The sequence below is a fragment of the Asaia siamensis genome (assembly GCF_014635085.1).
Classification (GTDB): Bacteria; Pseudomonadota; Alphaproteobacteria; order Acetobacterales; family Acetobacteraceae; genus Asaia; species Asaia siamensis.
The window spans coordinates 1-25198 of the sequence record NZ_BMCH01000001.1; the positions used below are offsets into that span (position 1 = coordinate 1).

Here is a 25198-nt window from a genome sequence, read left to right on the forward strand (position 1 = left end):
GGAAACATTGCCCTGCATCTGCTGGGCAATGCCGTAGGCAGCGGCGTTGTCAGCGGCGCTCGAGACCTTCAGGCCGGTCGAGATGGTGTTTTCTGCACTGCTCAGGGCGGACTGCGTGGCGTTCAGCGTCTGAACGGCAACCATCGCCGAGGCATTGGTGTTGATCGAAAGGCTCATCGAATTTCTCCTGGTGCTTGCCCAGATATCGGGCCACGCAAACACCATAAATCCCGAAATGGATAAGAGAAGATTACCAAAAACGCCTTCCCGAAAAATGCTTTGTGCTACGTAACAAGGCGTGGCGAACTGGGCACAGGCCGAGGCAAAGTGACAAGCCGCAGCGCCGTTTCCATGTCGCCTCTGAAAAGGTGCTTGCCAAATTCCAGCTGGATAACTATTACGTGAGCAATATCTTATCGGTATATTCATGCCTTTGCAGCATAGTCGTCGCTTAATATGCGTATGAATTTTTCTTGTGCAAATTTTCAGTAATTTGCTGATTTTTTGTTATCTTTTCCATTAATTATTGCGTTTGTTTTTCAGTGATTGGGTTGAATGGCAATGCCAAGACTTCCCCTGGGGCGACTGCTCCACATCTCGACTATCCTCATGACGCTTTCGCTTGCGATGAATGTTCATGCACTTGCGAAGCATATGGGGCAGGATGATCGTAGCACTCCTGCTGATGGGCGTGGCGATACGGCTTTGCCTGCAAATAGTCCCAAATCCGAAGCCTCTGCCGAGCAAGGTACCGTACCCCGTCGCGAACAGGAGACAACGAGCCGCGGGGGCTGGCGGTCTGTGCCCGGCCTGAGTGAGGCAGTGGAATCGGGTTCTTCAGTGGCACCCGTCGAGGCGGCCTTTCTCAAAAGCGACGGTCATGCGGCCCCATGTGGGATCGGGCCCTGCCTGAGCGATAAAGGGGCGACACCGGGAGATCTGACATCCACCGATCAGGCGCAGAAGGAAATCGTAGATCATCTGCTTGCCAAGCAGGGGAGCGTTGACGAGGAACAGAAAAAACTCGAGGAACAGAAGCGCGTCCTGGATGCGGCTCGCATCGTTCTGGAGGAACGTATGCGGGCCATCGATAACTCGATGGCCGAACTTGCGGAAAAGCAGGCTCGTCACCGTGAGACGATGGCGGCCGAGACTTCGAGACTCGTCAAGATCTACGAGGAAATGCCTCCGCGTGAGGCCGCAGCAGTTTTCAATATCATGGATATCCACGTGCTGGTCTCTATCGCGAACAACATGAATCCCAGAAAGATTTCAGCGATCATGGGGTATATGTTCCCTGAGAGGGTCAATACTGTTTCGCAATATCTGGCTGGCGTGCGCAACTTCCATAGTCAAGGTGGCACTCCCGATGGGTCTTCACGCCGTTCAACGTCAGCCGGCGTTCTCTCCTGGCTGCCGCACACGGATTCTGACAAAGGGCCGTCCTTGCGGGAGTGATGCTTTTAGCGCTGATACTGCCCCGATTTTCAACTCCGGCCAATTAAGTTAGTGTCTCCGTCGCGTCACCTGACTGTGACGCATCAATCGATTTGAAACGGTGAAGTCAGAATGCATCCTGCTTTAAGGGCCTATCAGGCCGTTGCAGAAACGTCGCTTTCAGGCCGCGAAGCGGAGGCAGCTTGTTTCACAATGATGATCAACGAGCTGACTGCCGCCGAGCAGGACCACGCATTGCGGTTCAAGGCGCTGGATCGGCACCAGAAACTCTGGTCGCTCATCATGAAAGCCAATATCGTCGATAGCGGACAGAACCCATCGGATGATCGTGTCCTGATCGTAAACCTGGCCGACAAAGCTCAGCGCTACGGCATACAGGCTATTCTTGATTCGGCTCTTTCGCTCCAGCCTTTGATAGATATCGCTCAGGATGTTCTAGACGGGCTGCTCGCGCAATAGCGCGCGGTAGAGCTGGCAGGGGGCATCGCGCGCATGTGCCGCGGTGTTGGCAGATGTGAGTGTTAGCTACGTCTGATGCCTGAAAGGTTGCGGTGTTGCGCTCCTGATCTGGGCGTCCAGCTGCTGATTTTTGTCAGAAAAAATCCATCTCTCCGGCAGGACTATGCGGCTCTTTTTCTTTTCCTAAGAAGAGCCCGTGTATGCTCCCCAAGCATACATCGTTCAGCACCTCATCCAGAGTAATTGCGACATTTTCGTCCCAAAGAGAAAGTGTCATCAGATTGCGCAGGATCGTCGTAATCGCGTCAACAAATTGTGTGGCGTGATCGAGCTTCTGTAAATTGGCAATCTCACTTTCATGGAATGCATTGCCAAGAGCAGACCGTTCGACCGCAGCCTGAACAGATAGCAGGTCACCATGAGTGATGATCAACTGTTGAACAATATTCGATAGAACTTCATGGGGATTCGTGTTCAACAATTTGGCTCCTGTAGGGGAAGGGCGGCAAGCACTTGTGGCGAATTTTAAAATAGCTCGACGCTAGAAGCGTTCGTTTTCTTCCATTTTGTTTCGAAGTCAGCTTCTTTCTTATTGAAGATCTGTTCCTGTATCCCGATGGCCTGGCTATCATCGACAAGATTCTGCTGCGCTCTGCCCGTCGTTGGCCAAAATCTGATCCGTCGCGCCTGCGTGCCTCCAAGGCTTTGCGCGATACAGGTGATCCGTTCTTCCTCGAGATAGCGCCTCACGAACGTGCTGTTTTCCTGTCCGATATGCCCAAGCGAGGGAATGATCGCAGCTCCCCCGAAGGCCTTGCAAAGCAAGCGGTCACGTCGTCCGCCACCGCTGAGAATGCCGTTTACGAGTTTTTCCATAGCGTTTACGCCAAAGCGCAGGGCGGTGTTATTGTCGCAGCCCTCACCGTTTGGAAGCAGGAAATGGTTGATCCCCCCGATGCCGGCGAGAGGATCATACATGCATACCGATATGCACGAGCCAAGAAGAGTTGTCAGGAGCACGTCGGCGTTATCGGAGATAACGACGTCTCCCTGAATAACGGTGTGAGTCTTCGTTGGCATCTGCATCAGGTTATAGGCCCGAAAACCTTCTCCAGAACTTCCCGGAGTTTGGCGACCGTGTAGGGTTTTGCCAGAAAATTATTAACGCCGGCCTTGATGGCCTCCTGCACCAGATCGCGGCTGGTCTCACTGGTCAGGATGACAAAGGCGGTCTTTTGTGTTTTCGGGTTTTCCCGCACGGCGCGCAGCAGCGCCAGGCCATCCATTACGGGCATGTTGAAGTCGGAAATAACCAGATGGGTCGGATTTTGCCCGAGATAATCGAGTGCTTCCTTACCATCCTTGCGCTGAGCGACCTGGGTAAAGCCAAGCTGTGCCAGATTGTTGGCGAGTACCTGACGTATGGAGGCCTGATCATCGACGATCAAAGCTCTGATTTGAGAGGCTGCAGGCATTTCCGGTCCTTAAGACTTCACAATGGTCGAGAATTTGAGGCGGTGTGTCACGGTTGGAACCTGTTTCACGCTTGAGTCTGGCGCGTGCACGCGCTCATGGCTGCTGCACTGATCTGATTGAGAGAAACGATCTGACAAGCCGCCCCGATTTCGGCCGCGACTCTGGGCATTCCATAAACGACTGACGAGGCCTTGTCCTGCGCGATCGTCCAGGCACCACTTCGTTTGATCGCCAGAAGACCCTCGGCCCCGTCCTGCCCCATACCTGTCAGGATGATGCCCATGGAGCGGGCGCCACACTGCTCGGCAACGCTGTCAAACAGGACATCGACGGAAGGGACGTGATTATTAACCGGGGGGCCTTGGACCAGACGCGTCATAACGCCTTGCGCAGTATGGACCACAGTCATGTGCTGCGTACCGCCCGGAGCAATACGCACCTGTCCCGGCGACAGCACTTCCCTGTCACGGGCCTCGGTGATCGACAGATGCGCGAGCTTCTTATCCAGTCTGGCAGCGAAGCTCGCGGTGAAAAAGGCCGGCATGTGCTGGCAGATCACGATAGGAGGGCTTACGGATGGAAAACCGCTGAGGACTTCCTCAATGGCCTCAACGCCCCCCGTCGATGAGCCGATGGCGATCAGATCATGAGGCTGCTTCCATGATTTCCTATCGGTGGCCAAGACGGGCGAAGGTGTCGAAGGCGTTTTGACGACAGGCTTGGACCGGGCAGCCTGACGCACGATGCGCGGCAGGCCTGCATAGGCATTCATACCGGGCACTGTCGCGGTCGTTTTAGGGAAGCAGTCAAAGGCGCCCATTTGAAGGGCAGTCAGCGCTATTTCTGCGTTCCGTTCTGTCAGACTCGAGACCATGACAACCGGTATCGGTCGGAGGCGCATGATTTTCTCAAGAAACTGAAGGCCGTTGATGTTGGGCATCTCGATGTCGAGCGTGATCACATCAGGCTGGTCCTTGATGATCATGTCTCTGGCTTCGAGCGGATTGGCAGCCTCTCCGGTGATGACAAGATCCGGATGGCTCTGAAAGGCGTGGCGGATCATGGCGCGCGCCGTGCGGGAATCATCAACTACGAGCACCTTGACGGGTGATGTCATCGCTCAGGCTTCCTTCTGATAAATTGTCGGCGCGATGCTCACCAGTCCGCACAGTTTCGCATTGGCCACACGTTCTGAATGGCCGACATAGAGAAAGCCTCCCGGTTCGATTCTTTCGGCGAGGCGCTTCCAGAGGGCCTCGCGGGTCTCGTCATCAAAATAGATGACGACATTCCGGCAGAAAATCACTGAAAAAGAGCCGTGAAACGGCCAGGCTGCGTTGAGATTCAATACCTTGAAGACGGGGAGGCGCTGAAGCGTTTCCGAAAAGCGATAGGCACCGTCATAAAGCTTGAGAAAGGAGGTTCTGTCCTTCTCCGGGATCCCTTCCAATTCGTCCGGCGCATAGGTGGCACTGGCTGCCCGCGCTACGACATCACTGTTGATATCCGTTGCCAGAATGCGGAAATCATAATTGCCGATTTCCGGAAAGCTGCCGGCAACAGTCATGGCAATGCTCCAGGGCTCCTGCCCTGTCGAGCAGGCCGCCGACCAGATGCGCCCGCGTTTGCCCTTGCGCAGCGCAGGTGCCAGCTCGGGCATGACAACAGTCCTGAGATGGTCGAAGTGGTTCACCTCACGGAAAAACCCGGTAACATTGGTCGTCAGGGCGCAGATCAGCTTCTCCATTTCAACCGTCCCGGCGGGGCTGGTCGTAAAGGCGAGATACTCCCTGAAGGAGCTGAGCTGCATCTCCCTTACCCGGCGGGAAACGCGCGAATAGACGAGCGCCTTTTTCGTCGCTGGCAGGCAGATACCGGCCTGGGTGCGCGCGATCGACTGCAACAACTGGAAGTCGGCGTCGGTATAGTCAGGGGCGGAGAGCGTGATGCTGTTGGTCATTCTTTGCTGGATTCACCGACGAGATGTTTGACGACCGTATCGAGTTTGAGAATGCCGATCATGCGGTTTTCGATCAGGACGAGACCGTGGAGGCAGGCGCCCTCATCAGAGGTCGGCTGGATATCGCCGGTGCTGATATCGGCCAGGTCGATCACGCGATCGACCAGCAGACCATAGACAACACCCGCGCGTGATTCGACGATGATGACGACACGTCTGGAGTTTTCCAGCTCGGGAGGAATGTTGAGATAGGCCGCCAGGTCGATGACGGTCAGGATGATCCCACGAAGATTGATGGCACCGCAGACATAGGCTGGCGCGAAGGGGAGGGTCGTCGTTTTTTCGAACCCGCGTATTTCACGCACGCTGAGGATCGGAATGCAATATTCCTGAGCGCCGACGGCAAACACGATCATCTTGACCGAGGCCGTGTCGGCCCCTTCACGGGTGGTCAACTGTTCGGACATCTTCGTTTCCTGATTGATGCTGAGCATGGTCATGTTGGCCTAGTTTACGAGCTCGGAGACGCCGAGCGCTGCTTTGTTTTCCGTCTGGCTGAGAGCGGCGGCGATCAGCGCAGACACATCCAGAATGAGAGCGACACTGCCATCGCCCAGAATCGTCGCGGCCGAGACCCCGAAGATATGGCGGTAATTGCGCTCCATGCTTTTGATGACCACCTGCATCTGGCCGCAGATTTCATCGACGATCAGGGCGGCGCGGCTGCCGGACTCGTTCTCCACGACGAGAACCACAGCGCCCTCGAGAGTATCCCTCACGCGCGCGCCAGCCAGCCCGAGGGTTACCCCGAGCGGTAGCAGCGGTATGCACTCACCGCGCTTCGAGATGATCCTTGTGCCATCGGGAAGGGAATAGACGTCACTCTGGCTGACGATAATGGCCTCGGAAACCGCAGAGATCGGAATGACCATCGTTGTTTCATCGGCCGAGATCAGCATGCCATCGAGAATGGCCAGAGTGAGAGGCAGGCTGAGGCTGAACGTGCTGCCCTTGCCTGCAACGCTGCTGATCACGATGCGTCCACCCAGGCTCATGATCGCCTGCTTGACCACATCCATACCGACACCACGCCCGGAAAGATCGGATACTTCGGATGCGGTCGAGAAGCCGGGGGTGAAAATGAGGTTGTTGATCTCGTCTTCGCTTAGCGTCGCATCGGGAGCGATGATCCCGCGTTTCACGGCTGTTTCGAAGACGCGTTTGTGATTCACGCCGGCGCCATCATCCTTGATGGTGATCAGAATGCGCCCTGAACGGTGCTCGGCAGAAAGCGTGATGCATCCTTCGGGCGACTTGCCCGCTGCAATCCGGTCCTCCGTCTTTTCGATACCGTGATCGACCGCATTTCTCAGCATGTGCGTGAGCGGGGCGGCGAGCTTTTCGATCAGGGTGCGATCAACTTCCGTGTCTTCGCCTTCGAGTACAAGCTTGACTGCTTTCTGCGTCATTGAGCTTGCTTCACGCACGACACGCTGCATACGCTGGAACACGCTCCGCACAGGCTGTGCCCGCACGGACATGACGGCGTCCTGAATGTCGCGGGTGAGGGTCTGCATGCCCTCAATGCCCTGCATCAGCTCGTGATGGCCGGAGGTGCCTGCCTTCTGGCACAGCGACTGCACGGCAGCCTGGGCGATCACGAGTTCGCCGACCAGATCCATGAGGTCGTCGACGCGAGAGAGATCGACACGAATCGAGGCAGCCTCGGCCTTGCGCGCGACGGTTGCGCCGGTCAGGGCGATGGGTTCTTCATCGCGCTGTATCGTGGCTGGCGGGGCGAGGTCGTCCAGAAATGCCTCCGCCGTGAGGCGTCTGTCCGTTGTGGGCAGACTGGCCCCACGAGAGAGGGCCTGCCCCGCACTCTGCGCCACCATTGCCTGGATGGTATCTTCGGATATGCTCGCAGGCGCATCGAAAAACGCATCCGCTTCGTCGCTCGCATCGGAGTTTGTCGTTTCGGTAACGGCCCTGTCCGATTCGAGCGTAAAATCGCAGCTATCGACTACCCAGTCGAAGGCATCCCGGATTTCGCTCTCGGCAACGCTGTCTGGCAGGGCGACGCGCCAGGTGAGATAGGAAGACGCCGGCAGGAGATCGTGAAACGCAGGGAGCGCTTCTGTCAGGCATTCTACCTGGGCGGTATCGCCCTTGTCGTGAGCGAGGGCAGTCAGGGCAACGAGGATGTTACGCGCGTCGTCGCCGCAGCCATACATGGCGTCATGCGGATGAAAGGTGACGATCTTTCGCGCCGATGCAGGTTCCGCAAAATCGTCACCGAAATCGAAGGCGACGGGCTCGAACTCGAAAGGAACCGGGCTGAACGCTTCAGCCTCGCTCTCTGCAGGGTCGAAACTGGCGGCCGGGCTGGAAGTGGCGGCAGGCGCCTCACCACTCACGACCTTCAGTTCGGTCAAGCTCTCATCTACACGCTGTGCGTCGACGGAGGCGCCGCCGCGTGCCTCGACCACGAGATCGCTGAGAACATCCATGCTTTTGAGGAAGACGGCGATGATCTCTTTTGTCGGCTGGATACGATCGGAGCGCACTCCGTCGAGAGAATTCTCGTAAACATGGGAGAAGCGGACGAGATTCTGCAGTCCGAAGGAAGCCGCGCCCCCCTTGATGGAATGTACGGCCCTGAATACCGCATTGACCGTATCATCCTCGGCACGATCGGCAGCAAGAGCCGCCAGACCCGTTTCGAGCTCCTGCAGCTGCTCGTCGCATTCCTGGAAAAAAATCTCCAGGATTTCGTCCATGTCTGAGCTCATACTGTCCCTGCTTTCTCTTACTGAGTGACGCGCCGGATGGCTGAGACCAGACTGTCGGAATTGAAAGGCTTGATGATCCAGCCGGTAGCTCCCGCAGCCCGCGCGCGCGCCTTCTTTTCCTGATCGCTCTCTGTGGTCAGGACGATAACGGGGAGATGCCGGAAGCGGTCCATCTTGCGGACAGCCTCGATCACGCCAAAGCCGTCGAGCCGAGGCATGTTGATGTCCGTGATGATGACAGCTGGGGGCGGGGTGGCAGCCTCCAGAACGTCGATACCCTCGACGCCATCATTCCCTTGGATAACCTCGTAGCCTGCGCCTTCGAGCGCGTTCCGCAGCATGCTCTGCATGGTTCTGGAATCATCGATCGTGAGGACGCGCAAAGTGGGGGTTTCTGTCATATCAAGGGCTCTCTGACATTGAGGCAGTTTTCTGCAGGACTGAGGTTGCACCGAATAGGATAAGGGCCTCGGACAATTTGTCTGAAGCGTTGATGACCGGACGCTCGCTGGCCAGGATGACCTGGAGGCAAAGCCCCCCGAGATAGGTGACCTCCGACCCGTCAAGCGCACTCTCCGGCGAAAGAGTGAGCATATCCTTGAGGCCGGGAGCTGCACCTGAATCAAGGCGGGACGGCATCATGATTGCGGGAAGGTCCACGCCTGCGTTGATGGGAATCTGATCCATCAGAAATCCTCCCAACCCTGGTCGGAGGACGTTACCTGCAGGGCCGGTTTGGCCGGAGCCTTGGGCGCAGGGCGGACAGGCGTCGGACTTTTTGTCTCGAGCGCCTGAGTGGATGCCGTCGCAGCTCTGGTCGGCTGTGGTTGCCGGACGACCGGCTTAGCCGGGGGGGCGGCTGGCTTGCGGGCCATTGGAGCTGCCTCAGCCTTTTTGCCCAGTCCGAAACCATTGAGTGTCTGGGTGAGGGAGCGCGTCTCGGTCGTGAGGTTATGGCTTGCCGCTGTCGCTTCTTCGACCATCGCAGCGTTCTGTTGGGTCACCTGATCCATGTCATTGATCGAACTGGTGACCTCTGCCAGACGCAGGGCCTGCTCGCGTGTCGTCTTGGTCAGATCTTCGATGCGATGCGCAATGCTCGAAATGCTTTCGGAGAAATCGCCGAGATACTGGCTGGTGCGGTGTACGAGGCCCACGCCCTTATCGACCTGCTCGGCAGAGACAGAGATCAGGCGTTTGATCTCATTCGCTGATTTTGCCGATTTTTCGGCCAGCGACCGAACTTCCTGCGCAACGACAGCAAAGCCTCTGCCTGCATCGCCTGCGCGAGCCGCCTCGACGCCGGCATTCAGGGCAAGAACATTGGTCTGGAATGTGATCCCATCGATTACGGAGATGATTTCCCCGATGGCGCTGGATGATTTCTGGATACCGCTCATGGCGGTATTGGCCTCATCCATGACCTCTGTGGCGAGCTTGACCTGATCGAGCGTCTTTTTTGTGTCGACGCTGGACTCCGAGCAGACATCGGCCGTTGCCTTGATGCCTTCGCTGATTGTTCTGACAGAGCTGGCAGCCTTGCCTAGATTTTCTGCCTGAATTTCGGTGCGACGCGCCAGATCGTCAGACGCCATGGAAATTTCCGCTGCGCCCGTCGTGATAAATTCCGAGCTGCGCGCCATGTTGATGAGAACGGTTCTCCAGTTCTGGCAGGCCTCGTTGAAGCTGATGGCTATTTTTGCAAGATCACCGTTGAGAATGTCGCCCGTAATGGTCTGATCCAGATTGCCCTTGGCGACAGCGGACATGGCTGTCTCGATCGTAGCCACTGCGGCCTTGATTTCCGCGACCTTTGCAGCTGCGCCGGATTTCAGCCCGTCCACCTCCTTGCTCAGAGCCTCGATCTGCGCCTTGTCTTCACTCTTGTCCGAGCGGGCTTCATGCAGGCGAGACAGAAGAGCGATCAGACGACCGCTCTCATCTCGTGTGTCGGAAAAGCGCGTGCGTCCGCGTGCATCGCCACGAATCAGACCTTCGCCGTAAGTCAGAATTGTCTCGACCGGCTCGGCAACAGCCTGAATCAGGGCGAGGCGGAAGAACAGGCTCGAGGCAAGCAGGATGAGAGTGAGCGCCAGCAGCGTGTAGAAAGCGCCTGATGAGAAGGCGTTATCATAGAAGAAGCCGAATGCGCATATGAGCTGAACGACTAGGAGTAATTGAATACATAACATCGTCGTACTGATCTTGGACCGGTACGATGCTTCTTGATACAGCCAGGTCTTCATCGTGCTCTACTTCGCAATCATGAGTAAGTGCTGGTAAGTCCAGAAACCGTATTGCCAATTAGTGTTATAAAAAAGTTAAGAATGTAAGTCGGTATGCCCACTGGAGATACATGGGCGATGCTTTAAACCGTTACATGAAGGCATTAAGAACAAGTTAAGCACTCGACTTGTATTTCCGGGCTTCAGGTCGGTCGTACGGCGTTCCTTATGGGCGCCCCTCGGGCGCTTTTGATGGGTTTCATATGTGGTCTGCAATGAGAGGGCGCGGTCTCCATGCTCGTCGGTGAGCCGCTTGCGGAAGCCCAAGAGGATGATATTTTTATGAAATCGGGGCGAAATCACGCTTTGTCCCGATCGCCCTATGGGGTGAGGCAGGGAGACGAATTCAGGACCCGAAGCTGCGCACCAGCCCGCCTGCAACCATCTGCCAGCCGTCGATCATCACAAAAAAAATGAGTTTGAAAGGAAGGGAGATGGTCGCTGGCGGAAGCATCATCATGCCAAGACTCATCAGGACACTGGACGTGACGATATCGATGATCAGAAAGGGTAGATAAAGAAGGAAACCCATCTCGAAGCCGCGGCTCAACTCTCCAACCATGAAGGCTGGCATGAGCACGCGCCAAGGCGCGACAGTTGCCTGTGGTGAAGGGGTCAGATTGGCGAGATGATAAAACGTCGCGAGGTCTGACGGCCTCGCATGGGCCTGCATGAAGTGACGAAAGGGCTCTGCTGCAGCGGTCAGTCCATCGACCTCTGACATTGTACCGTTGATCATGGGGGCTATGCCCTGACTCCACGATTGCTCAAAGGTTGGCTGCATGACGAAAAAGGTCAGAAAAAGTGAAAGCCCGATAATCACCGGGTTGGGCGGGGTACCTTGAGCGCCGATAGCCCCCCTCAGAAGCGACAGAACAATGATGATGCGTGTGAACGCGGTCACCATGACCAGCAGACTGGGCGCCAGAGAAAGCAGTGTGATCAGCGCAGTGAGCTGTATCAGCCTGCTTGTTGTGCCGCTGTTGCTACCATCATGACCGAGATCGAGCGTCAGGGACTGCGCGTGGGCTGATGAGGAGAAGCCCAGAAGTACGATCGCCAGCACAAAAGCCAGAGGCAGCAGGCAGCCCTGTTTTTTCACGGGGCTCAGTTCCGGCAGTCTGTCAGCAGAAAAAAGAGACGGTACAAGCATTCGTGCCGACAGAGGCCAATAGGAGGGGGCAGCGATCACTATCGGGTCTCCGGCAGCGTTGCGGTAACCGGAAACGATGTTTCAGGTTGGGTCGTATCGGTCTCAGGCGCGACCCAGCCCAGAAAAAGATCCGTCTCACCGCCGGTGAGAATGAGGCCGGTCCGATCCTGACATCTGAAGAGCGACAGTCTGCGTTTGGAATCGAGAGAGAGAGACTCGATAAGGCCGAGTTGAGCGGATTGATGGCGGCGGCCAAGGCGTGGCTGCAGATAGACAATGGCAAAGCGCAAGAGAAAGATAAGCGCGATGACCGTGATGAAGGACGCCGCGTAATCGATCCAGGAATGCAGCGTCATCTGGGCGGCAGTAAGTGAGGCATGGGCCGGAATCCTGTTCGACCAGGGAGAAGGGTATTATTTGCTGGCTGCGCCCGAGGACGATGAGAGGATTTCGGTCATTGTCACGCCGATATTGTTGTCATCCACGACCACCAGTTCGCCACGTGCGATCAGGCGGTTATTGGCGTAGATATCAACCGCTTCTCCAAGCTTCTTGTTCAGTTCAACGACAGCGCCGCGTCCAAGGCGCAGCAACTGGCTGACAGGCATCGTGGCTGTGCCGATCACGGCAGTGATCTTGACCGGAATGTCATAAACCGCGTCGGACCGGCCAGTGCTGGCTTCCTGTGAAGCAGCTGCCTCAGATGAGGCATCCTGGGGAGCGAAAGGTTCGGATGTGAAATCTTCGAGTGAGACCATTTCGTTTTTATCATCCATGGTTCAGTGCCTGTCCATCGTTGTGGAGGCGAGAATTTCCCGGTCAATCGACGCACTGACAGAAGTCATGATTCTGTCGATGGCGCTCTGGCGCCATTTGGTGGGATCGATGAGAATCGAGCGTGTTCCAGAGTCGATTCTGATAGTGGATGCCATAGGCTTCGCACAAGGCTCAAAGCGGGCTTTGCTGTCTGTTCCCAGAAGAGGCTTCAGGCGGGCCTCATCCTTTGGGTCGCAGTAAATAACGACGTCTTCTTCGCAGAGCTCAACCAGATCAGCAGCATCCTGAAGAAGGTCACGTTCGACGCCCTTCAGGGCCTCTGCCGGGAGATGGGTGAGCGTCACGAGCAAATCGATGACGGTCTGGACATAAACCTGCCCCGCCTCGCGGGCTGATTGTGCCCGATATCGCCTCTCCGACTGGAAAGCCTCGGCAATTGCCGAGAGCTTTTCGGTAAACTCCGCCTCCAGAGCAGCCGTGGCCGCAGTACGCCCCTCTTCACGCCCGGCATCGAAGGCTGCACGGCGAAGGTCATCAAGCTCATCCTGGGAAAGGGAGATGAGGGGAGGGGCGGTGTCAGGTTGGGGTTCTTCTGGCGCGATCTCTTCTGCGATGGAGGGCTTGATCGTCTGAGGGGGCGCGACGCTGAAATCCGTCAGGCGACGTGCGAGACCGCTCTTGTCGGACGTATCGCGCGCAATGCCCTGGCCATCCTGCAATGGCCTCGTCGTGTTGGCCGTCCTGGGATCGTGCAAGCGGTGCTGGAAGGGGACGAAGCCAGAGGTCACGAAATGAATTCCTCGCCGTCCGAAGCAGTATTCATGTCGATTTCACCGGAATTGACCAGATTTTTGATGGTCAAAACGATCTCTGCCTGCGCGGCCTCGACATCTCGGACGCGTACCGCACCGAGCGAGGCGATTTCCTCGAGAAGAATATTGCCGGCGCGTTTGGACATGCATTGCAGGAACAGCTTTCTTTCGCTGTCAGAGGCACCCTTGAGGGCGACTGGAAGACGGTCGCGGTCGATTTCGTTGACGACGCGCATAAGGGCCTCCTGCGAGAGGCGGTTGATATCCTCGAAGGTGAACATCAACGCCTTCACCTTTTCCATATCCTCGTGGCTCTCCTGGTCCATAAGCTCGGCAAAACGCGTTTCCGTCTTGCGATCGAAATTATTGAAGACTTCGGCGAGCAATTCGTAGCTGTCGCGCTTCGAAGCGCGGCCGAGCGAAGAAATGAATTCGGAGCGCAGGGTTGCCTCCACACTTTCGATGACCTCGCGTTGTACGGTTTCCATATGCAGTATGCGCATCATGACATCCGTAGCGTAGTCTTCCGGCAGGAGTGCCAGGACGCGCGCAGCGTGGGCGGGTTGCAGGCGGCTCACGATGACGGCGGCAGTCTGCGGGTATTCGCTTCGCAGATAATTCGCCAGAATCGATTCCTGGACGTTGCCGAGTTTATCCCACATGTTCCGTCCGGCCGGACCACGGATCTCGTCCATGATCTTCTCGACCTGATCGGCATTGAGCGTCTTGCGCAGGAAGGCCTCGGTCGTCTCGAAAGTGCCAACGAGTCCGTCGGCACTCTCGAAGTTTTCGACGAATTCGCGACACACGCTTTCAACCATCTCGGCTCTGATGACACCGAGGCCGGCCATGGCACTGGAGATTTCACGAATCTCGTCTTCATGCAGTGCCTGCATCAGGCTGGCGCTGCGTTCGCGACCGATGGTCATGAACAGAACGGCGGCTTTCTGCTTTCCGGTCAGATGGGTTGCACTCATGGTTTTCTTTCCCTCAGCCGGATTTTGCGCGCTTTCAGTCTCGCTCACGAGGCGCCTCCCTGCTTTGGATCAGGGCTTTCGAGCCAGTTGCGGATGACGCTCAAGCTGCCTTCGGGGCTCTGATCGATACGATCGGCAACCTTGGCGATAATGCCCGCTCTCGCCTGACCTTCCACGCCATCGATCGCCACCGTTTCGTGCCCTTCATGCAGGGCAAGGCTGTTGGCGCTTCCGCCTTCGAGGCTGTTCATGCCTGTCCCGGTGGTGCCCAGACCGTCACGATTGAGGGCTTCGAGTGCCATGGGGCCAGAGCCGCCTGCGAGAGCCGGCAGACCGCCGCGGCCACGACGAAGCAAGGGACGCAGGGCAAAGAAGCCGGCCCCGAGGGCGAGCAGAATAGGTACGACCCATTCTGCGAGATAGAGGAGATTGTCTTTCGAGAAGAACCCCGGAGCCGCAGGCAGGGGCTCGATGCCGCCATCGGGCATGAAGCGCATCGAGACGACTTCGACCTGATCGCCTCGCGCCTTGTCATAACCGACTGCAGTTTTGACTAGGGTGGTGATGCGGTCGATCTCGGCCTGATCCAGAGGCTTCCAGGTCGCATTCCCCTTCTTGTCCTGCACATAGGACCCATCGACCATCACGGCCATGCTGATCCTCGCGACGCGGGGATGAATTTGCGAGACCACGCGCACGCGTTTGCCGATCTCGTAGTTATTGGTCTCTTCGTCGCGTGTGTCGCTTGATCCGGTTCTGTTGGCCTGCCCGGCATTGGCGTTGGGCAGGTTGTTTGCAACGGAGGTATTGGGCGAGGCTTCGGTGTTGACGCTTTTGTCGGAGCTGGTCTGCTGCGAGCGCAGGACCTGCTGGTTCGGGTCGAAACTCTCTTCGGTCTCATGCACCTCGTCATTGTTGATGACGACAGCGGCCCGTGCGCGGATATGGGCTGTCCCGAGTGTCGGGATGAGCATTTCCTCAACAGCCTGGGAAAGGCGCGTCTCCTCGGAATGGCGGAATTTCTCGAAAATCGCTTCCTGACCGTCCTCGCTGTTGGGCTCGCCGGGCTTGGCCAGCACGTCGCCTCTCGTGTCGACAATGGAAATCGACTGGGGCCGAAGCCCCGGGACAGCCGCAGCAACAAGATTCTGGATCGCTTGGATACCGTCGGGAGCTATGCGGCCCGCGCGCCCGATATCGATGACCACGCTCGCTTGGGACGGGTTAGTCTGGACAGAGAATAGATCTCTGTGAGGCAAGACGAGATGAACGCGGACATTGCGAACGCCCTGGAGCAGACGAATTGAACGCTCGAGCTCTCCCTCCAGCGCACGCGTCTCGTTGATATTCTGCTCAAACTGAGTGCTGGTGAGCGTTGCGCTCTTGTCGAAAAGCTCATAGCCGACGCTTCCCCCGTTCGGCAGGCCGTCCTTGGCAAGCAGCAGGCGCGCCTTGGCGACCTCGTCTGGCGCGACGTAGAGGCTTCCCCCATCTGGCGAGGTCGATGCGGTGATATGATTCTTGTCGAGATCTTCCACCATTCTGGCAGCTTCGCTCAGATCGAGATTGCCATAGAGCAAGGCCGTGGGCTTCTGGGCTTTGCCAAGGATCACGAAGCCAAGGAAAGCCAGAAGAGTCACGCCCGCAGCGCCCAGGGCGATCAGCCTCGTACGACCCAGCCCTCTGAGTGATGACAGCAGATTGTTCATTTATGGCGGATCGTCAGGCCTGAGCCATGAGGTAATAGGACTGCATCAGGGGGCTCCTGGTTGAAAAATAAAATAAATCTGATACGACATTTTTAAATCAGGAAATAATATTAGCTATTTTCTGATTAATATTTGTTGGATGCGAGATGTCTTCGCAGGGTCAGGGTAGATACGCGTTTGTGGGAGGGGTTTGCTTCAGAGGAAGATTGAGGCGGTTTGCATTCTGATCCTGAGTCAGTCCAGTAGGACCCTGTGCTACCTGCCTTGCAACATTGGGCATGAGGTCAGGCCTGCTCCAGCAATCGACCCCGTTCCAGCTTTGCGTGCAATAGGGTTGAGGGGCCGGGGGGCGTTCAGCCGGAGCGCACCAATCTTCACCTTGCTGTATATAGCCAGCATTGCACTCACGTCCGGTCAAATGCCGTGCCACGTCATCCGCCGCACAACCGTTGAGTATCGTGACAAGAGGCACAAGGCCCGCCAAACGCGGTTTTGATAGATGAAGCATAAGCGAACGGATGCCGGTCGAAACGCTCAAGTCGTTGGCTCCGCAGTGATCTTGTCGATGGCGTTCTGATTCCGGGTCGATTCTGTCTGGATCAACTGGAAGGTAAGGTCGTAATCCCGCTGTATCTCAACGAGATGCGTTGTCTCTGAAACCGCGTTGACATTGCTCCCCTCAAGCATGGCCTGATGCAGCTCCGGCATCGCTACGGGCTGAGTGGGGGTTGTCGGCTTAAGGAGATATTGTCCCTCGGCAACTAGTGTCTGCGGGTTTTTCACCGTGACAACGCCGAGCATGCCCAATGCCCCATCGTTTGTGGAGATGGTGCCATCCTTTGCAATCGTGAAATCTTCATTTTCCTGACGCAGTACGAGATTGCGGCCGTTGCGATCAAGGACCGGATTGCCGGATCCGTCTGTTATCGTACCGTCGAGTCTGCGCGTAAACTGACCGTTACGTGTCAGGCGGACACCCTGCGTGGTGCGTACGGCAAAATAGCCTTCGCCGTTGATCGCGACATCAGTCGCGTTGCCGGTACTGCGCAAAGGCCCCTGAATAAAGTCGCGAAACGTCGCTTTGTCCTGAGCATAGACCTGATCTGTTTCGCCATTGATGTGCCCCGGGCCTTTTTGATGCACGAGATACTGCGAAAACATCTGGCGGGACGTTTTGAAGCCATCTGTGTTTTCGTTTGCAAGATTATTCGCAGTGATTTCAAGGCCGCGCTTCAGGACGTCAATGCGCGAGAGCGCGATATAGGCGGTGCTATCCATGGTGATCCAACTCGACTTTGATCGTGATGTCGGAAAAACAGATATTGATCTCTGACAAAGGGAGGGCTGCCGTCGTCATTTCATCAGATTGATTGTGCGGGTCAGCATCGAGCGCGTTATCTGCATCGTATTGAGGTTGGCTTCGTATGAGTGTTGTGCCTCATGCGTGTCGAGGATCTCGGTCATCGTGTCGACATTGGGCATCTTGACCATGCCCTTCGTATCGGCAGCCGGGTGAGACGGATCATAACGCATCTCGAAATCGGATTGATCTTCGCCAATGTCGCGAACAGCTACCGTAGAAACGCCCGTACTGCGATCAAGCATTTCCTTGAAGGTAATCGTTTTGCGACGATAGGCATCGGAACCCGGCGACGTTCCTGTCGTTTCAGCGTTAGCGATATTCTCAGCTGCCACTTGAAGTCGTTTGGACTGTACCTGCATACCAGCGGCTGAAATGCCGATCGTATCTGAAAAATTCATAACCTACCTCTGTTCGGTCAGTATTATGACGAGCCAAGCGCAATAGAGAACATTGACATATAAGTACTATAGGCGTTTGTAGCTAGGCGCTGCTGATCATCGGTGGCCGTAATTTTCTCGAGCTCCGTTTCCAGATCGACCTGATTGCCATCGATCGAACTGCTGCCGATATCCTTTTTTATACTGCTCTGAGACGTTGAGCCTGCAAGGTGACCAGCATCAGTGCGCGCAAGGGAAACGGAAAGATGGTCTTTCAGAACGCCCGCGAATTGCGGCAAGTCACGCGCCACGTAACCGGGCGTATTGGCATTGGCAACGTTGCCGGCCAGGACAGACTCACGGGACTGGAGCCAGTGCATCCGTTGTGTTGCGAGATCGAGCACATCTGTGCCCGAAGTCGAAGCGGTCAGTTGCGCAGAGGCAGCTTGCAGCATGGTTATCTCGCCATTCCGTTAGCGGCATCATGATGACCGCAAGATTTTTCTGAATATGTGAAGAGTTTAGTGGGGAACCCCTTTTTTGGGAAGCATGTCGCGGGGCTGTAACAAAAAATTTCCGAACTCATATCACGGAGAGGTTTCATCTTCATGAAGGCTTTTGTCGTTCGCAGGACTCTCTCGTAGCACGGCAAACAGGCGTGCATGAGATTCATCGAGAGTGCGGGCGCCGATCCGCTCCGATATCCAGCGTGAAGAAGCGTTATCTCCCGCTCGAGAGGCATCCGAGGCGAGCCGCAACGCAAGGTCCTGTTGGTCTTTTGTCAGGCTCCCTTCGGACGGGATTTCTTCCTTGGCGAGGGAGCGCAGCTCCGTCGTCGCGGACTGCCATTCTCCTTGGCTTTCGTGCGATTGCGCGCTCAGAAGGCGGGCATCTTTACCGGGAATGGTCCTGAGCATGTCGAGGCCCTTGGCGCGGTCGCCTGTCGCAATCACAATCCGTGCCTTGAGGATATTTCGTCGGGTCTGCAGCGGTTCAGGCAGGTTGGGACTTTCTGTCTCGTTCAGTGCAGCGAGCGCATCGGAAGGCTTCTGATTGGCAAGAGTGGCTTGCGCGAGAGAGGCGCCTGCGGCCGCTCGTGCCTCTGGTGTAACAAGGGAGGGGATGGCTTGCGAAAGCGCGCTGGTTGCCTCATCCGACAGGCCGAGCGCGAGCATGGTTTCACCATAAGCTGCGAGGAGAGCCGCGCGCTCCTCCCCCGGGGGCAGAGCGGGAATATGGGCCTTGAGCAGGGCCGCATTACGCAGCTGTTGAGTCTTGCTCTGCGCGAGGCTGTCCTCACCGGCAATGCCAGTCAGAGCCTGAAGCAGTAAGGCGTGCCTCAGCGTACTGTAATGAGAAGGATCGCTTTGTGGCACACCCAGATCGATAATCTCAGCGACCTTTTGCCATTGCTTGTCTCGGGCGTAGGCCTCAGCTTGTCTGAGGCGAAGCTGTTTTTCTCTGCCTGCCAGACGCGCGTCGAGGATGAGTTCGTCAAGCGCCTTGACTTGCTGCTCAGTCGTCAGGGCGCCGCGTTCATGATCCAGTGCTATTTTCTCTTCCGTGGCCTTTTCCGCAACCGAGATATTTCGATCGGCCGCGAGCGCCGCGAATGCGGTGTAGGCACGGTCTTTCTGTCCCTGGCGCTCTGCCGCTATTGCCTTTGCCAGCCGGAATGCCGGCTGGTCAGGCAACGTGTCGAGCACGGCGAAGTCGCCAGGTGCGCCGCGACGTGCAATTGCTTCCGCCGCGATGGGAAGCAAGACGTCGCGAAGATTTTGCGGGTAGGCGCGCAATCTGTTCATGTCGAGTGCCAGACGATGAAGGCTACGCGTGTCGCTTTGGTCGGTGACCTCGAGATAAAGTGCACGCCATAGTTGCAGTGCGCGCCGTTGCTGTTCTGGCCATGGGCCGTTCAGCGCGCTCGCATTGGCAGGAGAGCCGGTAAGCAACTCTGTTGCAGCCGCCAGGAACCTGACTTCCGGACGGCCGATTTCTTCCGGATCGTCACGAAGGGCGACAGCGAGAATACCGCGCGCTTCCTTGAATGCGCCCATGCTGATGGCAGCGCGTGCCAGATCCAGACGTGCCGCGAAGCGATCGGCAGGCTGAGAATCGGCTGCCTTCAGTAGGCGTTCATGGTACCGTTTTAGAAGAAGCTGGTCGGGGAAATCCTGCAGATCGAGCCATTTAAGATCGACATCATTGGCGTACACGGCCTGACCGTCATCCTCAAATTTCTGGCCGTCCCTGTTGAGGAGCAGGCCTGAGGGAACGGCGATCAAAGAAATATCAGGATCGCGCGCGGCGATCACGACGCCTTCGAGTGTCGGCCAGACATCGTATCCCTCTGCTCGACGCATGGCCAGGATACCGCCTTCATCAAGGAGGGAGGTGCCGACAAGAAGGCGGTCACCCGATGCCGGGTCAGCGATGGTCAGAACACGTCCGCTGCGGCGCATCGGATAGAGAATGCCGTCAGTCACCGGTAGGGGATTGATGACATGGTTGTCTTGTGTAGAGGCGCTCGAGGGCGGCTTATCGCTGAGCACCCAGCCTTCTGATCGCTGAGATAGGTATAGGCGTCGCGTATCGGGGCGGCGCAGCTGAATCAGCGTTGCATCAGGCAGTAGGCTGACAGTCAGAGAGGAGAAAAAGCCGGTTCCATGGATGGCCTGCGTTTCCATGGGAAAGGCGTTATCAACAACGATAATAAAGTGGTCGCCGCTCTCGAAGGCGGCGATGCCGATCTGCGGCGGGATGGGAAGCAGGATATGGTCCACTTGACCCGACACGGCATTCGACGCGTCGGATGAGGACGGCGGAGCGCTCTCTGTGGGAGGGCGTGGCCCTGGGGTGATAAGAGGCTTTGTTGCCTTTGACGTGAGCGGCACAGTTGAACTCGCCTGGCGCGCGGGGGCATCCAGCAGTTCCGCGCGCCAGGAGGCGGGTAACCCCTTGGCCAGATCCGCTTGGCTAAGATGCGATTCATCCTGGCCTGTTACACTTGGCGGAATAACAGGCTGGGGTGTGACGGCCCGCGCATCGTGGGACGGAGCATGTCTGTGGGTGTTACTTTGAGGTCGCGCGATGGCGTTTGGATGACCGGCTAACATAAAGCCGACCCCAGCCATGCCGTAGCCAAGGCCGCGCGAGAACGGCGTCGTTTTTTTTGCCCGCAGGAACACTATTTTTTGTTACCAGTCGAGATCGAAACTAATGCGATTTATTGGCAGGATAATATTTTTTCGTGCCGATGCATGAGGTCGTGCAAGGAAGGTCGTCAGGCAAGAAAATTGACGACCTGCTTGAGCGGGGAGGTGTTCCTTGCGCTCGTATCCGAACCAAGAAAACTGCCGTCAGAAGAAAAGGCGCTTGCGGACGTATTTTCCGTATGGGTGTCAGGGCGTGTATGCCCGGTTCTGGCTGCGCTGTAAGACTCGTGCGAAGTGTTGACAGAAGCTTGACGAAACGCTGCCGAGACCGCCGATGCTGCCGTAATATCCGTCATTTGGTTAGGCCCTTTGAAAATCGCAATTCGCTAAAATCGATCGGAAACAGACTTTAAATCCATAGAGATGGACCAAGGATTAATTAGATTGAAAACCTTCAGACCCTATTAAAGCGTCTCCACGCCGGCTGGCATCAGCAAAACGGCTAAATTTTGCAACGATAACGCTCATGAGTGCGCTTTGATATCGCCGTGATTAGCATGGAAAAGGCCAACGAGATATATTTTTTTTCAGAATATGTCATGGCTGGCTTTTGTCACACTTCTGTCATGCATTGACCCGGATTGACGGTGCGGGCGGCAGTTTCGAGCACTTTGCGAAAAATTTGCAGCATTTCGCAACAAAGAGGTGGTGCTCATAATGTGAGTGATGTAAGCCTCAAATATGTTTCGGGCATCCTGAGCGGCTGAAGCATCGATTCAATGTAACACAAGTTGCAGAGGGTTGTGAGAAAATAACGATATTATATATTTGTTCAATAATCGAAGATAAAAATAATTCATTCGTATGATGTCGGGCGGTAAGTACAATGCGCGTATTGTGTGTTGGTGAAAATTCGATTTATGGACGACCCAGTGAAGGGCTGTCCAGAGCCGCAGTAGCGGGCTCTCTTTCTCTAGCCACCGGCGAGGCTTCAGGCGTGGTGGAAACGCTGCGGCGGTCGCATTATGATATTATCGTCGTGCAGCAGGCGGCTTCAGATGTGCGGATTATCCGACAGATCCGCAAAGGGAAAATATCCTCTCCCATAGTGGTCATACGCAAGGTGGGCACACCCGAGGGGGAGGTGAATCTCTTCTCGGCAGGGGCCGATGACTGCATTGCCGAGGATGTCGATCACAATGTGCTGCTCGCGCGGCTGCGCGCGGTTATTCGCCGCGCGGGGGGGCATGACAGTCCTACTTTGCATATTGGGCGTATGAGTGTCGGCATCGATCGGCGGGAAGTGCATATCGACAATGCCGTCGTGCCGTTGACCAGAAAAGAATATGATCTGCTCGTTCTTCTGGCGATGCGAAAGACGCAGGTGCTGAGCAAGGAAGTGCTGCTCGACAGTCTTTACAGCGGTGAGGACGAGCCTTTCGGCAAGGTCATTGATGTGATGATCTGCAAAATCAGAAAAAAGATACGGGCGTTCGGTATCCAGGAGCCGTTTACCACGCAATGGGGCATCGGTTATCGTCTGAACGAGGCTGCGTTCAATCCGGTAACTGTTTCGCTATCCAAAGAAGACTATCGCCTTAGACCATCTGCGCGGGAAAACTGTATCCCTGTTCTCTCAGGCATAAACATGCTCGAAATATCTACTTCGGCAGAGCGTCTCTGATCGGGGCAGACAGTCGTATCTTTGAGGCTCTGGAATATTCTTGGCCCTGCGATATGCCAGAAAATGATTTCTGCGTTCGAAAGTGCAATAAAAACCCGCGACAATTTCTGTCGCGGGTTTTCTTTTGTTGTTCAGCTCTCCGCGGTGGCTGATCCGCCGTTGCTTGATCCTGAAGTCGTGGCTGCGCTGAAATTGGTGATGCTGGACAGCGGAATGGATGCGCGTCCCATTTCCACCTCGAGCTCGGAGCTTCCCTTGTGCACACCGGTCACGGTGCCCTTGATCGTGAAAGGCAAATCGGATGTCGCGCCAGTCGAATCGATCGTCTTCACTGATACGCTGTACGCGCCGTCCGCCAGCTGGTTACCAGAATTATCGGTGCCATCCCACGTCCAGGTGTTGGTACTCGACGCAGCAGCACCGCTCTGGGTCTTGACGATCTTGCCGCTCGAATCGCTGATGGCGATCGCGACGTCCTGACCCTGTGTGGCAGAGAAGGTCAGAGAGGCCTTGCTGTTCTGCAAGGGCAAAGTCGTCGATGTTGCTGTGGCGGTCTGGCCAATCCACTGGCTGCCGGAACTCAGCTGGCTGCTCTCATTCAATGAGATCAGCGATGAGAGTTTGGCATTTGTCTGAACCTGCTGCTCTGTCCCGGCGAACTGCACCAGCTCTGACGTAAAGGAATCCGAACTCATCGGGCTGCTCGGGTCCTGGTGCTGAAGTTGGGTCGTGAGCAGGGTGAGAAATGTTGTGTAATTATTCGCCAGAGACGAGAGGCCAAGGCTTGCAGTTGAGGTCGAATCCGACGTGCTGCCTGAACTTGACGAGTTGGCCGAGGCTTTTGCAGTCGCCTCGGCCGCCTGGAGAAGCTTCGTGTCATTGCTGATGGTCGACGTATCCATGGGGTCTGTACCTTTGCTGAGCGTTGACGGTGATCAGGCCGTGATGTTGATGCGACCCGCCGGCGACTGCGCCTCTTTCGGCGGGTGTGAAATGGCAGGGCTCGGCTCATTAATTTGCGAGGCCGGCGCCTGGGGCGATAAGCGAGAGTTGGCGCTATTGCCTTGCTGATTTTGCTGCGGGTTGCTGCCCATAAAGCCTCCGGAGAGGTCGGCTCTTCCGGTATTGTCTTGCTGCGGGCTTCCCTGATGGGAATCGCCGGTATTTGTCGCAGGCGTCACGATGTCGAGCCTCATGGCGCTGGTATCGACCCCGGCGGAGTTTAAGGCCGCGAGGAGCTCTTTTCTGTTTCCTGCTAGATGCTGGGTTGTCAGATCGTCGTCGCTTTGAAGAATGACGCGCGTTGCCAAGCCGCCCTCTCCTTCGAAAATGAGATGCACAGGAGTATTATCCTCTGTCTGCACAGTCATTGAGAGTGTGCTCGGTATGTCGGTGCTTGGGGTGCCGACCGCAGACAGGTCCGCCATCTGGCTCGGGGCCTGCAGGTTGGCGGTATTTCCCTGTGCAAGGACATGATGAGCTTCTACGCCAATCGATGATGGTTTCGCTGCCACGAGAGACTGAAATTCAGAAAGACCATGGATCGCGCTTGCCAGTTCGGTGACGGTCGTCTTTTCCTGGCTTGTGGTTTCGGGCTGCTTTTCGTCGGGCGAAGAGGAGCCATCCTCAGCCGCAGCATCTCCGGTCGAATTTAGGACAACAGCCCCGTTTGCCGGCGAGGTGGCTTGGGACGTTGGGGTGAGCGGAGCAGAGTTTGCGGGCTGATCAGCCTCGCGTGACGGGCTCGCTCCGGTGTTTCCTGGGACGTTCTGGATGAGGGCGCTTTGCATAGCGGTTGACATCGGGGTCGGTGGTACGGGCGTCGCCATGGGTACGTTAGCTGTGTCATAAAACGTGGACACCGGAGCAACCTGAACGCCCGCCTCATGGAGGGAACTCCAGTCAGTCTGGTAGACAGGATCGGTCGATACCTGGGCGCCCCTGGTGAGAGAGACGTCGGTGATGGTCGCGCCATGGGGAGCCATAAGCCCTGTAATAGGGGGCTTCGAGATCGCGCTGACTTGAGCCGAAGCAGGCTGCTGCGTCGATAGCAATTGTGCTGATGCTGATGCTGCCGAGCCGGATCTGGCGGAAAGGGGGGGAGAGGGGAGAGACGTCGAGAAAAACCCAGAGACCGTCGTGCTCTGTGCCTGGGCTGCTACCGATCCGGAAACAACTGCCAAGACAGGCTGCAGAGTGATCGTGTTACTCAGGGAAGCGCCGGAAGCAACAGTGCTGGTCGAGCCTGAAGCCGTTGCCGAAATTAACGAGGATTGCGTCTGAAGAGAGGCGCCGAAAAATAGGTTCGTCATGGCGAGTGTCTCGGCAAAAGGCGTGACGGTAGAAAGGTTGACCGACGCGCTGATGCTATCGGTGTCGTCGTGGCCACCGGACGAGATCGGGGTTTTCAAGGCTGGGACGGCATCGCTGGAAGAAGGCGCCGCAATTTGCGCCGAGTTGTCAGAGATGATGCTGTCTCCGCCATTATCCGAGTTATCCGGATGGGCGGCATTTGCGGCGGATACGGTCGCATCATTCTCGCGGCTCTTATTCTCGCTTTTCTCCTGCGGCATTTGCGCGGCAGTGAGCTGAGCGCCAAATGATTTTACATGCTTTGGGTCAACGCGTGCCTGATTTGTTTTGACGGCGCCACTTGGTGTGGCTGAGACCCTGTCTCCGCTCGTACTGCGATTCTTGATGCCTTTGACGATATCGTCGGAGAGCGAAAGATTGACAGGAACTCTCATCGACGACCTTTAAT

26 protein-coding genes are annotated in these 25198 nt (G+C 56.5%); 3 read left to right on the top strand and 23 right to left on the bottom strand.

Annotated elements, in window-relative coordinates; all coding sequences use genetic code 11:
- Window positions 1-429 (bottom strand): flagellin (locus IEV53_RS14920; protein ID WP_371869802.1); only part of this gene is annotated, 429 nt, incomplete at its 3' end.
- A gap of 132 nt (window positions 430-561) precedes the next feature.
- Here IEV53_RS14920 and IEV53_RS00010 point away from each other — a divergent pair.
- Together IEV53_RS00010 and IEV53_RS00015 are read left to right on the top strand one after the other, a co-directional pair.
- Window positions 562-1458 carry a MotE family protein gene (locus IEV53_RS00010; RefSeq protein ID WP_188424376.1) on the top strand — a complete coding sequence of 299 codons (897 nt, stop codon included), beginning with the start codon at window positions 562-564 and terminating at the stop codon, window positions 1456-1458.
- 111 nt (window positions 1459-1569) lie between these two features.
- Window positions 1570-1917, top strand: a complete 348-nt coding sequence (locus IEV53_RS00015) for a flagellar biosynthesis regulator FlaF (RefSeq protein WP_188424378.1) — start codon at window positions 1570-1572, stop codon at window positions 1915-1917.
- A gap of 133 nt (window positions 1918-2050) precedes the next feature.
- Here the strand turns inward: IEV53_RS00015 and IEV53_RS00020 are convergent, their stop codons facing one another.
- The 20 genes from IEV53_RS00020 to IEV53_RS00115 form a co-directional block, all read right to left on the bottom strand.
- Window positions 2051-2395, bottom strand: coding sequence for a hypothetical protein (locus tag IEV53_RS00020; RefSeq protein ID WP_188424380.1), 345 nt, complete (start codon window positions 2393-2395; stop codon window positions 2051-2053).
- A gap of 47 nt (window positions 2396-2442) precedes the next feature.
- Complete coding sequence (locus IEV53_RS00025) at window positions 2443-3003, bottom strand: chemotaxis protein CheD (RefSeq protein WP_188424381.1); 561 nt, start codon at window positions 3001-3003, stop codon at window positions 2443-2445.
- Window positions 3003-3392, bottom strand: a complete 390-nt coding sequence (locus IEV53_RS00030) for a response regulator (protein ID WP_188424384.1) — start codon at window positions 3390-3392, stop codon at window positions 3003-3005. Before IEV53_RS00030 ends, IEV53_RS00025 begins: the two co-directional genes overlap by 1 nt.
- 65 nt (window positions 3393-3457) lie before the next feature.
- Window positions 3458-4510, bottom strand: a complete 1053-nt coding sequence (locus IEV53_RS00035) for a protein-glutamate methylesterase/protein-glutamine glutaminase (RefSeq protein ID WP_188424386.1) — start codon at window positions 4508-4510, stop codon at window positions 3458-3460.
- 3 nt (window positions 4511-4513) lie between these two features.
- Window positions 4514-5353, bottom strand: coding sequence for a CheR family methyltransferase (locus IEV53_RS00040; protein ID WP_188424388.1), 840 nt, complete (start codon window positions 5351-5353; stop codon window positions 4514-4516).
- Window positions 5350-5820 carry a chemotaxis protein CheW gene (locus IEV53_RS00045; protein ID WP_188424390.1) on the bottom strand — a complete coding sequence of 157 codons (471 nt, stop codon included), beginning with the start codon at window positions 5818-5820 and terminating at the stop codon, window positions 5350-5352. The genes IEV53_RS00040 and IEV53_RS00045 overlap by 4 nt, the downstream gene beginning before the upstream one ends.
- 39 nt (window positions 5821-5859) lie before the next feature.
- A complete protein-coding gene (locus IEV53_RS00050; protein ID WP_229719447.1) occupies window positions 5860-8133 on the bottom strand; it encodes a chemotaxis protein CheA in 2274 nt (757 codons plus the stop codon).
- A gap of 29 nt (window positions 8134-8162) precedes the next feature.
- The gene (locus IEV53_RS00055) at window positions 8163-8546 is read right to left on the bottom strand and encodes a response regulator (RefSeq protein ID WP_188424394.1); all 384 of its coding nucleotides are present in this window, start codon (window positions 8544-8546) and stop codon (window positions 8163-8165) included.
- A 1-nt stretch (window position 8547) separates the two neighbouring features.
- On the bottom strand, window positions 8548-8832 hold the full coding sequence (locus IEV53_RS00060; RefSeq protein ID WP_188424396.1) for a hypothetical protein: 285 nt from the start codon (window positions 8830-8832) through the stop codon (window positions 8548-8550).
- The gene (locus IEV53_RS00065; RefSeq protein ID WP_188424398.1) at window positions 8832-10337 is read right to left on the bottom strand and encodes a methyl-accepting chemotaxis protein; all 1506 of its coding nucleotides are present in this window, start codon (window positions 10335-10337) and stop codon (window positions 8832-8834) included. Before IEV53_RS00065 ends, IEV53_RS00060 begins: the two co-directional genes overlap by 1 nt.
- Before the next feature lie 439 nt (window positions 10338-10776).
- A complete protein-coding gene (gene fliP / locus IEV53_RS00070) occupies window positions 10777-11532 on the bottom strand; it encodes a flagellar type III secretion system pore protein FliP (RefSeq protein ID WP_229719448.1) in 756 nt (251 codons plus the stop codon).
- Window positions 11533-11621: 89 nt separating this feature from the next.
- Complete coding sequence (locus IEV53_RS00075) at window positions 11622-11939, bottom strand: hypothetical protein (RefSeq protein WP_188424400.1); 318 nt, start codon at window positions 11937-11939, stop codon at window positions 11622-11624.
- 57 nt (window positions 11940-11996) lie between these two features.
- Window positions 11997-12359, bottom strand: coding sequence for a flagellar motor switch protein FliN (gene fliN, locus IEV53_RS00080; protein WP_188424403.1), 363 nt, complete (start codon window positions 12357-12359; stop codon window positions 11997-11999).
- A 3-nt stretch (window positions 12360-12362) separates the two neighbouring features.
- Window positions 12363-13148 (bottom strand): FliH/SctL family protein, encoded by a 786-nt coding sequence (locus IEV53_RS00085; RefSeq protein ID WP_188424405.1) that lies wholly within the window; start codon window positions 13146-13148, stop codon window positions 12363-12365.
- Window positions 13145-14149 (bottom strand): flagellar motor switch protein FliG, encoded by a 1005-nt coding sequence (locus IEV53_RS00090; protein WP_188425346.1) that lies wholly within the window; start codon window positions 14147-14149, stop codon window positions 13145-13147. Before IEV53_RS00090 ends, IEV53_RS00085 begins: the two co-directional genes overlap by 4 nt.
- 44 nt (window positions 14150-14193) lie before the next feature.
- A complete protein-coding gene (gene fliF, locus IEV53_RS00095; protein ID WP_188424407.1) occupies window positions 14194-15858 on the bottom strand; it encodes a flagellar basal-body MS-ring/collar protein FliF in 1665 nt (554 codons plus the stop codon).
- Between the two features lie 534 nt (window positions 15859-16392).
- Window positions 16393-17136, bottom strand: coding sequence for a flagellar basal-body rod protein FlgF (gene flgF / locus IEV53_RS00100; RefSeq protein ID WP_188424409.1), 744 nt, complete (start codon window positions 17134-17136; stop codon window positions 16393-16395).
- A gap of 75 nt (window positions 17137-17211) precedes the next feature.
- Entirely contained in the window at window positions 17212-17619 is a 408-nt protein-coding gene (gene flgC / locus IEV53_RS00105; RefSeq protein ID WP_188424411.1) for a flagellar basal body rod protein FlgC, read from the bottom strand.
- 23 nt (window positions 17620-17642) lie between these two features.
- Entirely contained in the window at window positions 17643-18053 is a 411-nt protein-coding gene (locus IEV53_RS00110) for a flagellar basal body rod protein FlgB (protein WP_188424413.1), read from the bottom strand.
- A 132-nt stretch (window positions 18054-18185) separates the two neighbouring features.
- Window positions 18186-20393, bottom strand: a complete 2208-nt coding sequence (locus tag IEV53_RS00115) for a hypothetical protein (protein WP_188424415.1) — start codon at window positions 20391-20393, stop codon at window positions 18186-18188.
- Window positions 20394-21750: 1357 nt separating this feature from the next.
- Between IEV53_RS00115 and IEV53_RS00120 the strand changes: the two genes are divergently transcribed.
- Window positions 21751-22437 carry a response regulator transcription factor gene (locus tag IEV53_RS00120; RefSeq protein WP_229719449.1) on the top strand — a complete coding sequence of 229 codons (687 nt, stop codon included), beginning with the start codon at window positions 21751-21753 and terminating at the stop codon, window positions 22435-22437.
- Between the two features lie 131 nt (window positions 22438-22568).
- Here IEV53_RS00120 and IEV53_RS00125 read toward each other — a convergent pair whose 3' ends face one another.
- Both IEV53_RS00125 and IEV53_RS00130 read right to left on the bottom strand, forming a co-directional pair.
- The gene (locus IEV53_RS00125) at window positions 22569-23339 is read right to left on the bottom strand and encodes a flagellar hook assembly protein FlgD (protein WP_188424419.1); all 771 of its coding nucleotides are present in this window, start codon (window positions 23337-23339) and stop codon (window positions 22569-22571) included.
- A 33-nt stretch (window positions 23340-23372) separates the two neighbouring features.
- Window positions 23373-25184 (bottom strand): hypothetical protein, encoded by a 1812-nt coding sequence (locus tag IEV53_RS00130; protein ID WP_188424422.1) that lies wholly within the window; start codon window positions 25182-25184, stop codon window positions 23373-23375.
- Between the last annotated feature and the right edge of the window lie 14 nt (window positions 25185-25198).